This is a genomic window from methanotrophic endosymbiont of Bathymodiolus puteoserpentis (Logatchev) (assembly GCF_900128525.1).
Taxonomy (GTDB): Bacteria; Pseudomonadota; Gammaproteobacteria; order Methylococcales; family Methylomonadaceae; genus Methyloprofundus.
The window spans coordinates 33,827-48,358 of the sequence record NZ_FQTQ01000126.1 but is presented as its reverse complement, the minus strand read 5'-3'; the positions used below and the strand labels follow the sequence as shown (position 1 = coordinate 48,358).

The following is a 14,532-nucleotide window of genomic DNA, read 5'->3' as shown; positions in this document are numbered from 1 at the left end:
AGGCATTGTTTAGACAAAAATTTAATGCTATTAATATAAACTGGTGCCTTCTCTTGTAGGGAAATATGACGCGCTAATTTTTTAACTTAATGGTAGTGAGACATACTCTACATAAATATGTATCACTTTAAATAGTGGTTAAAAAGTTCTTAGGAATGAGGATTTAATCATTATTAGGGGTGCTTCTTAGGCAGGGTAATCTTAACTTACATCTTCATGGTCATCGGTAGATTGTAATGAGAGTCCATTACTGGCATTATCTTCGCCACTGGCGAGTTTGATTTGTAAGCGTAATTCATTAGCCGAGTCAGCATTTCTTAGTGCTTCTTCGTAACTTATTTTGCCTTGTTGATAGAGAGTAAATATCGCTTGGTCAAAAGTTTGCATACCAAGTTCGCGTGATTTAGCCATGATAGGTTTAATACCTGAGACATCACCTTTGGCAATTAAATCAGAAATAAGAGGTGTATTGATTAAAATCTCAATCGCTGCACAACGTCCACCATCAACTGTTTTAATTAAGCGCTGCGAGATAATAGCACGTACATTTAAGGATAAATCTTGCATTAATTTGACCTGAGTTTCTGTGCTAAAAAAACCTAATATACGATCAATCGCTTGGTTGGCATTATTGGCGTGCAAAGTGGCAAGTGCTAAATGCCCTGTCTGTGCAAATTCGATACCAAAGTTCATGATTTCTTTGTCACGAATTTCACCTAAGACAATAACGTCAGGTGCCTGGCGTAAAGTGTTGTGCAGTGCAACTTCCCAATCATCAGTATCAACCCCTACTTCTCGTTGCATGATGACGCAGTTTTTATGCTTGTGTACATATTCAATAGGGTCTTCAATAGTGATGATATGGCCGTAGCTATTTTCATTGCGGTGGTCGAGCATTGAGGCCATAGAGGTTGATTTACCTGATCCTGTGCCGCCAACCATAACGATTAAGCCAGTCTTGGCCATAATGAGGTCTTTTAATATGGGGGGGAGACCGAGTGTTTCGAAGCTTGGTATTTCATTTGCGATAGTCCGCATCACTAAGCCTTGTGAACCTTGCTGTACATAAGCATTAACACGAAATCGAGATAAGCCGGCAGGGGAGATAGCAAAATTACACTCTTTAGTTTCTTCAAATTCTTTTAGCTGTTTGTCATTCATGATGCACTGGGTGAGTGATTTTGCATCATTAGCTGATAAAGCTTGTTTGGAGATAGGCGTCATAATGCCTTTTATTTTCATAGCTGGGGGGAATCCGGCAGTGATAAATAAGTCGGAGCCATCTTTTTCTAGCATAAGTTTTAGTAACTTTAGAATAAAAGACATTGCTTCATTTCTTTCCATGGGAGCTCCAATAGTGTGTTAGGTAGTGTTTTTTCTAAGTGTGCAATATATGCTATGATTTTGCAAGGTACTGCAGCTCACTTTTAGTATAATTTTAGTGGGTATTTTAACTTGTACCATTTCCTGAAATAAGCGATAAAATAATAAAAATTTAACCAATTAAAAATGCACTTATGCTGCTTTTTGTATGTTAAAAATTCAGGCGGTGTACGCTAGGTCAATTAAACTGTTTGCACAAGTACCCATGGTTTAACAACGGTTGCCCACATCATTGTGTCATTACTTATCCAGTCAGTGGCTTGTTGATCGGAGACAAGATTAACTTGTTGGGTTTGCATCCATTGTTCGACTTTTATTTTGTTATCTTTAGAGAAGGCATCGGCAACTTCCACTAAATCCAGTTCAGCTGCGACATAGACCGCTAATCCACTGGCGAAAAAACGTTGTAATTCAGACCAGGCAATTTTAGAGGTTTCTTGGTTTACTTTTTCTTTAGTTAGGTCTTCTTGGTTCATGGTGATGTTGATTTAAGTGGAGCTTAGGTCTATTTTCCTTGTGTCCTACAGGAGGTATAGCTTACAAATAAGCAGGTAATATAGAATAAGATTTAAGTTTGGCAGTGCTTACAATAAACGGTGGTTCTGTTGGCCTGTTTTATTTCTATTAGCGTTTTCTGACAATGTTGGCAAGGTAGACCGGAGCGACCATACGTGCTAAGTTCTTGCTTAAAATAACCAGGCTTACCATTACTGCCAACAAAATCTCGTAGGCTTGTCCCGCCTTGTTCAATGGCGGTTTGCAAAATTCTTTTTATGTGTGTGACTAGCGTTTGGTAACGTTTTAAGGAAATATTGCCCGCTGCTCGTGTTGGGCGTATGCCTGCATAAAATAGGACTTCTGTGCAGTAGATATTACCTATACCTGTAACAATACATTGATTCATTAAGAACTGCTTAATGTTGGCCTTCTTATTTCTGGATTTTTGGTATAAATACTTGCCTGTTAGACTGTCAGACAAAGGTTCGGGCCCTAGTTTGTTAAGTAGAGAGTGCTCAAAAGGCTTTTTTCCAAGCCATAAAACTGCACCGAATCGACGCGGATCAGTGAGACGTATCGTTTTGTGGTTGGCAAAAGCAATATCAATATGATCGTGTTTAGCGGCTTGCGCGTTGTTACTAACAACACGCAAGCTTCCTGACATGCCTAGATGAATAAGTAGGGTGCCAGTGTCAAAGTGTAGTAACAAGTATTTTGCGCGGCGACTAAGGCTTTTTAATTCTTGCTGATCAAGTAGCTCAGGTAAGTTGCTGGGGATCGGCCAGCGCAGCTGAGGCTGACGTATAATAACTTGAGTTACTATTTGATTTTTTATATGAGGACTGATGCCGCGTAAGCTTGTCTCAACTTCTGGGAGTTCCGGCATGGCTTTTATGGGGTGGCTTAGTAGTGAAGTAGCGAGTGAACTTCGTAAGTGCTGAGTTGTTCTCGGCCTTTTAAAAAATCTAATTCTATGACGAAAGCTAAGGCTTCAACGCTTGCGCCTAGCTGTTCTATCAGTTCGCAGCTTGCTTTTGCTGTGCCACCTGTTGCTAATAAATCATCAATTAATAATACGTGGTCGTTTTTATCTAGTGCGTCAGTATGAATTTCTAGGCTGGCTGAGCCATATTCTAAATCATAGGATACACTTTGCGCATCATAAGGGAGCTTGCCCGGTTTTCTTAAAGGGATAAAGGGTAAGTTAAGTTCCCAAGCAACTAATGAACCAAAGATAAAGCCGCGTGCTTCCATGCCTGCAACAGCTGTTATATTTCGACCTAAAAAAGGCTGAATTAATTGATGTACGGATAAACGTAAAGCTGCTGGATCTTTGACGAGTGGGGTAATATCTTTAAAGGTAATACCTGGTTTTGGGAAATCAGGGATGTCGCGAATTTTATCTTTCAGTCTTAGCATCTTAGTTATGAATATTCTTTTTTAAAAATGAACTTGGTCGTAGTTCGTTGATGGCTAAGGGGGCGATAATACAGAAGGCATCTTTGATAACGTAAAAAGCATTGGTAAGGCTCATTTTGTGAGCTTTAAAAAGGTTCCTAAGGCAGAGTAATGCAACACTGAAAAAATGCTTGATTAAAATGGTTGGATTTCTGTTAAGCCCAGCTAATAAGCTGATAGGGCCGCCAGAATTATCTCCGCCTTTACGCAAATATTCAAATACACTTTGTTTAAGTAGGTCATTAGACATAACACCATATAAAGCGTTAGCCATAATATTGACGTTGGTATTGGCGTGGTAACGGTCGTTATAGTATAAATTAACTTTTTCGTGGATGAGTTTAGTATCGTTAAAATCAGGCATTGCCAGTAAGTGTGTGCTAAGTAAGTATACATCATTAAATACCGCTGTTAAACCGCCGCCGGTGATGGGGTGGCGCATATTTAAGGCATCACCTAATAACACGACTCCCTCTTTTAAGACAGGTTTAGCCGGCATATAATGGTTAGGCATGATTTTATAGTCATTTTCACGTAGTGCCTGATCTAGGCAGTGCCTAAACTCTTTAGGTAAGAATGGAATGACGTTATTTTCAATATGGTGTTTTACAGTTTCTTTTTTAGGCGCTTGATCACCCGGAAAATCAATCAGCAGGCGTGATTCCGTGCTAGATATTGGGTAACAGATAAAGGGGGTAGGTGCGGATAAAAATACATGGCCATGATGTGGATAAGGAAGTTCACAGCCTTTTAAAATAATACCTACAAAAAAGGAAGTAACAGTTTTTACATTGTTAGTTAAGTCTTTACGAAAGCTAGAAAAGAAACCATCACTGGTGATCGTTAGTTTGGCATTGACAGTCTTAAGTTCACGAGTGTGTTTTTCTTTATATTTAACGCCTGTAACGACATGGTTTTCATCTTCAATAAGCTCTGAGACGGTGCCATGGATTTGTGTGATGCTTGGTTGTTTGAGTGCATCTTCACGAATTTTTTGTAAAAAGCGGCCGTTATGTAGACCAACACCACGATAATTTGTTGATTTGTCTTGGTTGTATTCAATAGAAAATTCACTGTCTTTATTGAATAGAGCGTAACCATAAATGGGTTGTGCATCAAAGCCTTCAAGCAAATGCTCTAAGCCCATTTTTTTTAAGGTTTGTACTGCGCCAGGTTGTAATAGTTCACCTACGATACGCCTTTTTTCTGCATAATCTCTATCGATAAGTGCAATTTTGATGCCTCTGGGGGCAAGGTATGTTGCAATTGTGGCACCAGCCATTCCTGCACCTACTATGCAAATGTCAAATAAATCATTATGTTCAGAAGTTGTGTGCATAAGTGTTCTTTGTAATAGACGTTAACTGATTAATTTTAATATGAATAACTAATCTTTAATAGTGTTTGTGTTGATAAAAACGATTTAATGCCCAAATAGGAAAGATATTGCGGTAAGCGCTATAAGTAATCATACAATTATAGTTGAAAACACCGGAAATATTTTCTTGTGCCCAATCGCCATTCTCTAATTGCCGATCTAATAGTAAATTTATGCCGCGCTGAAGCGCCGTTTTTTCTGGTGATTTTGCTGCTTGTAGGGCAAGTAATGCCCATGCGGTGTTAACCACTTGAGATGTTTCGGCTTGGGAGTAAACCATTTTAGCGCAGGATTCATAAGTTTCGCCCCAGCCACCATCGGTCATTTGCTTATTTAGCAAAAAATCACAGGCTTTATTTATGCAATTTGTTCTTAGTTGTGCATCAATATAATCTTTCCCTTGAACTAAAGCTTCTATACCAAACCAGGTAGCATAAGTAAAACATACTGCCCAGCCGCCATACCAAGAGCCATCCAGTTTTTGTTGTTTGACGATAAATTTTAAGCCATCAGTAATAGCTTGCTCAATTTCATTGCGTTTATAGTCAGGGTAAAGCTCTAAAATTTCTAATAAAGCAACGACGCAGGCAGCGCTACATTCTGTCCAAGAATAATCAATCATAATATCTGCGAAAACTTCAGATGGATTGAGTTTTTCTAGCCAGCTAGGGGCGCGACTCAGCTCATAAGTTGGCCAGCCACCATTTTTATTTTGATAAGACAGAATAATATCAACAGCTTGCTTTATGCGCTGGTCGCTAATATTTTGTTTGAATAAGCCTGTTTTATGAATCGCTAGTGTAGCGCTTAAACCCTCTGAGGTACAATCCGCAACCGGCCAGCCTTGCTCGGCAGTAGAGAATGGCCAACTGCCAATCATTGGGTGGCGGAAAAATTCTTCATGCGTTTCATGCTCGGCCAAAATTTGCATGTCATTAATAAAGTGATAACTTTTTTCTAGTGTTTTAGGGAATAGTTTACCTATATCACTCTCTAACATGGCACGTGTAGCGAAAGCGACATCCCATAATTGTGAACCATTATAACCGCTCATTTTCATGCCGTCTTCAGCAACCCATAAATAATCATACCAGCGTGCGACATGTTTTTTGAAAGGTTCGGACTCTTTACCGTAGGCGTGCCAGATGCACATGGAGTTAATCGCTTTATTAACTGGGCCGATATCAAGATATTCGGTTTGTGCATCTTCCGCATTGATATATTTTAGAAGATAATTATTTGCTTTATTTCTTAGCCATTGTGGTCTGATTTTTTCATAGCCATTGGTGAAAGCATTCATCCATTTTAAAACAGGCGACTGGGTAGTATAGCAATCTTTTGCGCAGACTTGATTTCTTTGTTTGGGCCAATCGATGCTCGCAAAATCTTCATTATAGATTTCTTTACGCAAAGATAAGATTAAATCATTTTCAGGCACTTGTATGCGCTGCGCATAGCAGTAAGCCATCGGTAAATAGACCATACGGCTATGGCACCAGTAGCGAGAGGGGTGTACTGGCAACCATTTAGGGAATAGCCACATTTCAGGAAACAAGCTGTTAAAGCCATCCCAGCTATATAAGTTCAAGATGGATAGGTAGAATTTCCCCCAAGATGGAATGCCGGTTGCGCCACCATTTTCTTTAATCCAAGTTTGTGCTTTTTGTAACCTTGAGTCCTCTTGAGGGGTGCCTAATAGGCGTAGCGAAACATACTGCATCACCGTACCAAACATTGTCGGTTGACCCTCAATATGCATCCCCCAGCCGCCATTAGTGTGTTGGTGGTTAAATAGATAAACCTTCATCATTTCTTGATGGGGTTTAGGAAAGGGAGTGTCAGTCAGATAAGCTGCGATTAATAAGCCGGGCAATAAAAAGAGTGGGCCGCCATAATCACCAGGCCAATGACCTTCATCGCTTTGTAGTCGGCTGAAATAATGCATGCCATTGATAAGGCTATCGATGAGTTTTTGTTCTTCTGCGCTTTCTGCTTTGGGTCTAGTGCCTGAATAAGCAGGGGCATTATTTTTTTGATATTGCTGTCTAAAAACTTTGTCGCTGGCTGAAGGGTTAATCTGGCGATCAAAGGAAAAATCTTTAGCAAAGGCTTGTAATTCTTGCTCGGAAAAGTTATTTGCATTGTGTAGATGCGCATTAATATCTTGAGATGCAGGCTTGTAGGCCCATATTTGGCGGCCTTTTTCGGTTAATAGTTGCCAATTATTCCAGCTTGAATTTTTTTGTGACATAAAGTGTTATCCGGATAGCCTTTGAGAAAGAGCTGTAGTGTATTAATGCAACATTATGTAGTTAGGGAGCGAGTTGCAATTATACAACATATAGAACAGAATGTTATATAGAACGCACACAAAACATTTAATTAATTGTGGTATATATATTTTTTTTATTTTTAATCAGTTGGTTATAAACTACAGCTCGTGTTTATTCTATTAAATAAATGGATAAGACTTGAATTGTAAACTACTCAATACTATACTTTTACACATGAAAAAATTAATTTTTGTTGTTTTTTTGCTACTTTTCACCCAAAGTGCCTTTTCAGGTGCGATGGATGAGCGTGTTTCTGAGATTGAAGGAAGCTGGGCTGACACACGTGAAATAGAAGCAGTGCCTGAGCGTAAAAATATATTTTTACAGTTAGTGAATGATATTACTGAAGTTGTTACTGAATTTCCTAGTCAAGCTGAGCCGCTTATTTTGAAATCAGCCATTCTATTAACTATGGCTGAAGATGCATCGAGCTTTGTTGCCTTAGGCTTAGTTAAAGAAGCCAAGAGCTTGTTGCAAAAAGCGATAGGAATTAATCCAGCAGCGAGTAAAGGTTCTGCTCTCGTTACTTTAGGTGTTCTCTATTATAAAGTGCCTAGCTGGCCAATTGCTTTTGGTGATAACGATGAGGCCGAGGCGTACTTATTAAAAGCTTTAGAAGTCGATCCTGAAGGCATTGGTAGTAACTACTATTACGGCGAGTTTTTATTAGAGCAAGGCAAAAAAGAACAAGCCGTTAGCTTTTTAAATAAAGCGCTTAATATAAGGGTAAATCCTAAAGACAGGAAGTCTAAAATAAGAATAAAGGAACAAGAGAAGGCTAGAGTTGCCTTGGCTAATCTTTCATAAAAAATCTCCTATTAAGGGGAGTATTGCTCCCATACTTCACGCGGTTACGACTGCGGATTTCTAGCTACTGAGTTTTTGTCAATAGTTGCGTTTTAGGTGGTCGGTTTTTTATAAACCTTTCCTGTTTTTATCCAAGAGATCTTAGTAAATTGAAAATTGTTTTTGTTGCAGATAATGTTGATGGGGAAAAATCAGGAGGTGTTGTATCAACGCGACGTTTTATTGATTACTTCAAAAAGTCAGATGACTTAACTGTTATTAGTACAGGTAAAGCGGAAGAAAATAAAATTATTTTTCCTGCTTTTTATTTGCCTTTTGCTAAAAAACAAATGCAAGAAATGGACTTTTTATTTGCTTGGCCAAATAAAAAAGTATTAACAGAAGCAATTAAAGATGCAGACCTAGTGCATATTCAATTTCCTTTTTTTCTGGGCTATCAGGCTTTAAAAATTGCTAGAAAAATGCATAAACCGGTTGTCTTTGGCTTTCATGTTCAACCAGAAAACTTAATGTGGAATATTGGTTTAGATTTTGCTTGGCTTAATGCTTTTTTATATCGATTTTTTATACGTACTTTTTACAATAAAGCGGATTTAGTTTTATCTCCTAGCGCTTTTGGTAAAGAAATGCTGGAAAAATATGCTATTCAAACGCCAGTAGAAGTCGTATCGAATGGTTTACCTGAACAATTTAAGCCTAAACACTGTGTCAAAGAGCAAGAGTTTGAAGGTCGATTTGTTATTTTAATGGTGGGGCGTTTAGCGACTGAAAAGCGCCATGCTTTAGTAATGCAAGCTATTAAACAGTCAAAATTTAAAGATAAAATTCAGTTGGTCGTAACCGGGCAAGGCGCGCTACGCGAAGAATTGATTGATTTAGGTAATTCACTACCTAATCCCGCTTTTTTTGAATATGTTAGCCAAGAAAAATTGATTACTTTGTTTAATACTGCTGATTTATTTATTCATGCTTCTGATATAGAGCTAGAAGGGATGGCTGTTTTAGAGGCTATTGGCTGTGGTTTACCGGCTCTAATTAGTGATTCTGAGCAGAGTGCTTCAGCACAGTTTGCTTTAAATGAGCAATTTTTATTTTCTGCTGGTAATTTAGAGAGTTTGATTGAGAAAATGGATTATTGGATTGAACATGAAGCAGAGTTGAAGGCTGCAAAGATTCCATATTTGGAGAAGGCGAATGTTTATGCTTTTGATGCTTGCGCACAACAAGCCAGAGATTTTTATGAGGAGGTTGTGGCTAATAAAAAGCAGCAATAATACCGCAATAGGGCGGACTTCAGCCCGCTTTTCTATAATATCTACCCACAAAGCTGTGGATCAATAAAGCGCATAAAATCAACCCCGTGCCAGCGATAATTTTTATAGTCAACATTTCCTCGTTCAAATAATAGCCCAAAAATAAAGCGAATACTGGGGATACCAAGGTAATTAACGCCACGTGTGTTGCTGCCAAATGAGTCAAAACATAGTAATACAGGGCAAAGCCAATCGGTGTTGCTATTATTCCTAAATACAAAATAGATAACAAACTATGTGCGGGTAATGTTGTTGGGATTACGCCATCAATAATCCACCAAGTTAATAGGTATAACGGTGTGGCAAAAATAAGTCCGCCAGTAACTTGAGTCAATGCGGGTAATTTTGCTTGCAAGCGCTTAACCCAAACAGCGCTGAGTGCTTGTAAAAATACCGCGAGTAGGACACTTAAAATTCCCAAGACTGACTGAAAACTCATTTGTATTGCCGTGCTAAAAATCAGTGCAAGCCCTCCGACCCCCAAAAGGTAAGCGAGTAATTTATCCCAGGTTAAGCTACGTTCTTCAAGCCAGAGTGCGGTTAATAGCGCCGTAATAAAAGGCGACAGACCGAAAATAACCGATACCCAGCCTGAAGGAATAAATTGCGCACCCCAGTAAACCGCCATCATGGCGCCATAGACCTGTACTGCGATAGCAAAATAAGTTTGCCGCGCTTTACTATGCCAAGGTAGTGGCTGGCGGCTTAATAAAAGCATAAACAAGATGCAAATTAGGCCAATTACCATGCGCGCAGCGACACCAAAAATAAAGCTTGAACCTTCGGCACTCCATTTAATAGCCAGTGGTGTTGTAGACCAAAGTAAAACTATAAAAATAAAAGCCAAAGCGATACGCATATTAAATTAATCCAGTCGTTTTTAGGAGAATCAGGCCTAGCGTAATAATGATCGTGCTACTTGCAGTAGAAAGAGCAATGATTTCAGCCGCCATGGTGCCATAGTTACTCATTTTTTTTGCCATCACATAGCTAGATACAGCAGTTGGGGCGGATAACATGAGGTAGATAAGTCCTAAATCTTGGCCGCGAAACTCTAGGGCAATGGCTAAGCTAGTACCGATTAAAGGCATCAGTATAAGTTTGCAGAGGCTTGCCCAAATGACTTCTTTGCGGTTATGACGAAAATTTTTCCAATATAAGCTGCCGCCTATGCAAATTAAAGCAAGAGGCAAAGTCATTTGGGCTAGGTAATGCCCTGATTGATAAATGAACTGTGGTATTTCTAGGTTTATACTAGAACAAATTAAACCGAATAGCACAGCAATTAGAATTGGATTATTGATAATTGACTTGAGTGGGAATTTACTTTTAGGTATTAGTAAAATAACGGATAAAGGGTTATCAATTACCGCGATCAATGCCATATATAAGCTTGCAGTGGCTAAAATTTCTGATCCATAAGCATTGACTGCTAAAGCAATGCCGATAATACCTAAATTGCCACGAAAAGCACCTTGTACAAAAACGCCGCGTTTATCTTGTTGGATTAAAAATCGACTAAGTGTTTGAAAAACAATTACACTTATTAAGGTAATTAGAACACCAAAAAGGAAGAGCGGTATGTCAGCAGACTGGCTTAAAGGTGTTGTGGCTAAACTAAAAAATAACATGCACGGTAAGGTAATATTAAATACAAAGCTATTGGCAATATTAATGAAATGTTCATCAATAAAACCCGTGCGCCGGAAAATAATGCCTAATATTAACAGGGTAAGAATAGGGGCTGTCACATTTAAGGCAAACAGAAATTGTTCGAACATTTTGGTAATGTATGTGAAATAGGTAGGGGAGGTGGCTTGTTATGGGGGTGAGGGTCTACACAAGCCTAAAAAATTTTCCAGAAGAAGGAGTTTGAGTGAAGGAAAAATATAAGACAAAGCCTTGATTTATATCCTCACCTAACTCAGTCATGTTAGGCTATTCTGACTTGAAAATCATGGTATTTTAATGTTAAAAGGTTATGTAGGTAGTATCTGAACGCAAGTAACCGCTCACATTCCCCCAAATTTCATATAAAAATATCGTTGTTCCTGAAGTCTTTTATTGGGGGCATGTTAGACGTAGATTCCTGCTATAAGCATAGGATGACGAGCTGAAAAATAGCTTAATCCTCTTAGGTTTATTTTTTATAAGAAGGATCTGAATGGTTGCGAATGAAAAATCTATTTTTCAAAAATATTACTAATAATACCTCAAAATCTCTTTAGCTAACGTTAGAAATAAATCTGCCGTACCTTTTTCTATTTTTTATCGTTCAAGCATCTGTCTGACCTTGATTTTATACGCACTAATTCAGTAACTCTCTTATTTATTTTTTTCGAACTGTCACTTTTTGCGCTTGTTTGTAGGCTTTCAAATTGAGTATGTTTTATGCGAGCAATCGCGTATGGATCTGTACGTATGGTTCTATGGGGAAACTTGAGAGAGGCTATCAAGTGGTTTTTGTGCGTTGTGAAGTAAAAGTACGGTATACACGGACTTATCTCATTTGTACCGTATGTGAATGAATACTTAGCGATAGGGGGCTCAAGTATTTCATAAGCTGAGGGGCGTGCCCGAAAGAGTATTACGATGAAAATTTTGGTTTCAAGTAATGGATCCAAATACCTCCCCTGCTTGCGGTGTGGTATGTTTATTAGATAAAAAGGTGGGCTTCCTATAGAATAGTGAACCTTTTGCTCCTCTCTAAACATAGTTGGATATTGACGGGGCATAAGGTTACCGTTTAGGTAAATAGCGCGAATTTTCTGCATAAATGGAAAATTTGTATTTTTAAAATAGGTGTAACACAGGCTTAATGGGTATGACAGACAGCAATTTTCTCAATGAAATCAACAAGCGAAGGACTTTTGCTATCATCTCTCACCCAGATGCTGGTAAAACCACCTTAACTGAGAAATTATTATTATTTGGGGGAGCTATCCAGCAAGCGGGTTCTGTTAAGGGGCGTAAAGCTGATCGGCATGCGACTTCTGATTGGATGGAAATGGAAAAAGAACGGGGTATTTCGGTGACGACCTCGGTGATGCAGTTTGAACATAAAGGTTGCATTATGAATTTATTAGATACACCGGGGCATGAGGATTTCTCAGAAGATACGTATCGTACTTTAACTGCCGTTGATTCTGCTTTAATGGTAATTGATGTCGCGAAAGGGGTGGAAAATCGCACCATTAAATTAATGGAAGTGTGTCGCCTACGTACTACGCCGATTATTACTTTTATCAACAAGTTAGATAGGGAAGGGAAAGAGCCTATAGAGCTACTGGATGAGGTTGAGACGGTATTAAATATTGAATGCGCGCCGATTACTTGGCCTATCGGCATGGGTAAGCGCTTTAAAGGGGTTTATCATTTATATGAAGATACGGTGCATTTATTTAGCGCCACGCATGGTGGAAAAATCATGCAAGGTGAGACTATTAAAGGTTTGCGTAACCCAGATTTAGATGCTGTTTTAGGTGATCAGGCTGAAGAATTGCGTGAGGAGATTGAGCTGGTTCAAGGAGCGAGTACCGAGTTTAATTTAGAGGAATATTTGGCGGGTAATTTAACGCCTGTCTTTTTTGGTTCAGCTGTAAATAATTTTGGTATTTTAGAGTTATTAGATGCTTTTGCTGATTATGCGCCAGCACCTAAAGGGCGTGAAGCGGATCAGCGTTTTGTCAGTGCCAAGGAGGAGGCGTTTTCTGGGTTTGTCTTTAAAGTACAAGCGAATATGGATCCTTCTCATCGTGATAGAATTGCGTTTTTGCGAGTTTGCTCGGGTAAGTTTGATAAAGGTATGAAAATTAACCATGTGCGTATTGGTAAAAAAATCCAAGTATCTAATGCGATTACCTTTAAAGCCGCCACCCGTAAAAATATAGAAGAAGCCTATTCGGGCGATATTATTGGTTTACATAATCATGGTACTATCCAGGTCGGCGATACGTTTTCCGAAGGTGAAGTTTTAAAGTATTCAGGCATTCCTTATTTTGCGCCTGAATTGTTCCGTCGTGTGGTCTTAAAGGACCCATTGCGTGGGAAAGCCTTGCAAAAAGGTTTGGTGCAATTAACTGAAGAAGGCGCGACGCAATTATTTAAGCCTTTAAAAAATAATGATCTTATTTTGGGTGCAGTGGGGGTTTTGCAGTTTGATGTGACTGCCTATCGTTTAAAATCTGAATATAATGTTGAGTGTGTTTATGATACCGTTGCCATTAATACGGCACGTTGGGTCAGCTCGGATAATGCAGCGAAATTTGAGGAATTCAAGAAAAAAGCATTTGATAACCTAGCGGAAGATGGGGGCGGCTATTTAGTGTATTTAGCTTCTAGCCGAGTTAATTTGCAGTTAACGGAAGAGCGTTGGCCGGATATTAAGTTTAGTGCGACCCGAGAGTTGTAGTCATTTAATAGATACCATTAAGTTATGGAAATAAGTAAAAGATAGACAGCGTATCTATGCTAACTTCTTTAATAACTGTAGCGTAAGTCATGGGGATAAAGTTCGGCAACTGTAAGGCTAAAGGAGTGTAATGAAAATTAAACAATATTGGGTCTTTTATTTTTGTGGTGCCATGTCTTTTTTTGCTAATGCTGAATGTTTGAGCGAATATGAAGCAAAAGCTATGTATTTACGTGCGCAAGGTCAGAGCGCAGCAGATTCTGAGCATTTATTAAAGCGCTCTGCTGTACTTTGTGAAAATTATGATGTGTATTATGCCTTAGGCTTGAATCAACAAAAGTTGCAGCAATATTCGCAATCATTAGTCAGCTTTATTAATGCACGGCAATTTCTCGGCTCAGATGAACAGAAAAAAGCAAATCTTTTAGGGCGCATGGCAAGTTCATATATTCAATTGAATGACTTGCCAAATGCTCTTGCTGCCATGGGAGCTGCAGATAAAATATATGCAAAAAAATGGATAGACAAGCCAGAATGGGCAAACTATGTTAGTGAGGATATTGATAAGTTGAAAGCGGCGGGGCTTCCTAAAGTTAGGCCCAAAGTTGATATAGATATTTTATTTGATCCTCAAAGTATGGCGATAAATGAGAAGGGTTTAGCTAAAGTAAAAGAACTGGGGCTTGCCTTAATGCCGTATATTAAAGCAGGAAAGCGTATCCTTATTGTTGGGCACAGCGAGAAAACAGGTGATCAAGAGTCAAATCGGCAGCTTTCTGAAGATAGGGCGAAATCGGTTGTGGCAGCATTGGAAACTCTCTATCCGGAATTAAGAGGGCAATTGGACTATGAAGGGAGAGGCTATAGTCAATTGCGTTATCAAGGCAATAATAAGGAAATGCATGCTTTAAACAGGCGCGTAGATGTGGAAGTTAGATAAGCTATTCCATT

At 38.9% G+C, this 14,532-nt stretch carries 12 protein-coding genes; 4 read left to right on the top strand and 8 right to left on the bottom strand.

From position 1 onward, the window contains the following. Positions 1-201: 201 nt before the first annotated feature. The 6 genes from BQ7314_RS10185 to BQ7314_RS10160 form a co-directional block, all read right to left on the bottom strand. Positions 202-1,344: a PilT/PilU family type 4a pilus ATPase gene (locus tag BQ7314_RS10185; RefSeq protein ID WP_280953881.1), complete on the bottom strand. Its 1,143-nt coding sequence runs from the start codon at positions 1,342-1,344 to the stop codon at positions 202-204. Between the two features lie 221 nt (positions 1,345-1,565). After that, on the bottom strand, positions 1,566-1,859 hold the full coding sequence (locus BQ7314_RS10180) for a DUF2288 domain-containing protein (RefSeq protein ID WP_174483590.1): 294 nt from the start codon (positions 1,857-1,859) through the stop codon (positions 1,566-1,568). 92 nt (positions 1,860-1,951) lie between these two features. Next, positions 1,952-2,767, bottom strand: coding sequence for a bifunctional DNA-formamidopyrimidine glycosylase/DNA-(apurinic or apyrimidinic site) lyase (mutM, locus tag BQ7314_RS10175; protein WP_174483589.1), 816 nt, complete (start codon positions 2,765-2,767; stop codon positions 1,952-1,954). A 17-nt stretch (positions 2,768-2,784) separates the two neighbouring features. Continuing rightward, positions 2,785-3,300: an adenine phosphoribosyltransferase gene (locus BQ7314_RS10170; RefSeq protein ID WP_174483588.1), complete on the bottom strand. Its 516-nt coding sequence runs from the start codon at positions 3,298-3,300 to the stop codon at positions 2,785-2,787. Position 3,301: 1 nt separating this feature from the next. Next, positions 3,302-4,678, bottom strand: a complete 1,377-nt coding sequence (locus tag BQ7314_RS10165; RefSeq protein WP_174483587.1) for an FAD-dependent oxidoreductase — start codon at positions 4,676-4,678, stop codon at positions 3,302-3,304. Between the two features lie 55 nt (positions 4,679-4,733). Next, the gene (locus BQ7314_RS10160; protein WP_174483586.1) at positions 4,734-6,968 is read right to left on the bottom strand and encodes a terpene cyclase/mutase family protein; all 2,235 of its coding nucleotides are present in this window, start codon (positions 6,966-6,968) and stop codon (positions 4,734-4,736) included. Positions 6,969-7,224: 256 nt separating this feature from the next. Here BQ7314_RS10160 and BQ7314_RS10155 point away from each other — a divergent pair, with 256 nt between their 5' ends. After that, complete coding sequence (locus tag BQ7314_RS10155; RefSeq protein ID WP_174483585.1) at positions 7,225-7,857, top strand: tetratricopeptide repeat protein; 633 nt, start codon at positions 7,225-7,227, stop codon at positions 7,855-7,857. Positions 7,858-8,006: 149 nt separating this feature from the next. Then, on the top strand, positions 8,007-9,131 hold the full coding sequence (locus BQ7314_RS10150) for a glycosyltransferase (RefSeq protein WP_174483584.1): 1,125 nt from the start codon (positions 8,007-8,009) through the stop codon (positions 9,129-9,131). A 19-nt stretch (positions 9,132-9,150) separates the two neighbouring features. Here the strand turns inward: BQ7314_RS10150 and BQ7314_RS10145 are convergent, their stop codons facing one another. Together BQ7314_RS10145 and BQ7314_RS10140 are read right to left on the bottom strand one after the other, a co-directional pair. Continuing rightward, entirely contained in the window at positions 9,151-10,029 is an 879-nt protein-coding gene (locus BQ7314_RS10145; RefSeq protein WP_174483583.1) for a DMT family transporter, read from the bottom strand. Between the two features lies 1 nt (position 10,030). Continuing rightward, a complete protein-coding gene (locus BQ7314_RS10140) occupies positions 10,031-10,951 on the bottom strand; it encodes an AEC family transporter (protein ID WP_174483582.1) in 921 nt (306 codons plus the stop codon). A gap of 1,043 nt (positions 10,952-11,994) precedes the next feature. Between BQ7314_RS10140 and BQ7314_RS10135 the strand changes: the two genes are divergently transcribed. Both BQ7314_RS10135 and BQ7314_RS10130 read left to right on the top strand, forming a co-directional pair. Continuing rightward, the gene (locus BQ7314_RS10135; protein ID WP_174483581.1) at positions 11,995-13,581 is read left to right on the top strand and encodes a peptide chain release factor 3; all 1,587 of its coding nucleotides are present in this window, start codon (positions 11,995-11,997) and stop codon (positions 13,579-13,581) included. Between the two features lie 130 nt (positions 13,582-13,711). Further along, positions 13,712-14,521 carry an OmpA family protein gene (locus tag BQ7314_RS10130; protein WP_174483580.1) on the top strand — a complete coding sequence of 270 codons (810 nt, stop codon included), beginning with the start codon at positions 13,712-13,714 and terminating at the stop codon, positions 14,519-14,521. Positions 14,522-14,532 lie beyond the last annotated feature (11 nt).

Bases quoted from the DNA above. Each gene is read 5' to 3' on its own strand.
- BQ7314_RS10185 (WP_280953881.1), bottom strand. From the start codon at position 1,344: ATGGAAAGAAATGAAGCAATGTCTTTTATTCTAAAGTTACTAAAACTT.
- BQ7314_RS10180 (WP_174483590.1), bottom strand. From the start codon at position 1,859: ATGAACCAAGAAGACCTAACTAAAGAAAAAGTAAACCAAGAAACCTCT.
- mutM (WP_174483589.1), bottom strand. From the start codon at position 2,767: ATGCCGGAACTCCCAGAAGTTGAGACAAGCTTACGCGGCATCAGTCCT.
- BQ7314_RS10170 (WP_174483588.1), bottom strand. From the start codon at position 3,300: ATGCTAAGACTGAAAGATAAAATTCGCGACATCCCTGATTTCCCAAAA.
- BQ7314_RS10165 (WP_174483587.1), bottom strand. From the start codon at position 4,678: ATGCACACAACTTCTGAACATAATGATTTATTTGACATTTGCATAGTA.
- BQ7314_RS10160 (WP_174483586.1), bottom strand. From the start codon at position 6,968: ATGTCACAAAAAAATTCAAGCTGGAATAATTGGCAACTATTAACCGAA.
- BQ7314_RS10155 (WP_174483585.1), top strand. From the start codon at position 7,225: ATGAAAAAATTAATTTTTGTTGTTTTTTTGCTACTTTTCACCCAAAGT.
- BQ7314_RS10145 (WP_174483583.1), bottom strand. From the start codon at position 10,029: ATGCGTATCGCTTTGGCTTTTATTTTTATAGTTTTACTTTGGTCTACA.
- BQ7314_RS10140 (WP_174483582.1), bottom strand. From the start codon at position 10,951: ATGTTCGAACAATTTCTGTTTGCCTTAAATGTGACAGCCCCTATTCTT.
- BQ7314_RS10135 (WP_174483581.1), top strand. From the start codon at position 11,995: ATGACAGACAGCAATTTTCTCAATGAAATCAACAAGCGAAGGACTTTT.
- BQ7314_RS10130 (WP_174483580.1), top strand. From the start codon at position 13,712: ATGAAAATTAAACAATATTGGGTCTTTTATTTTTGTGGTGCCATGTCT.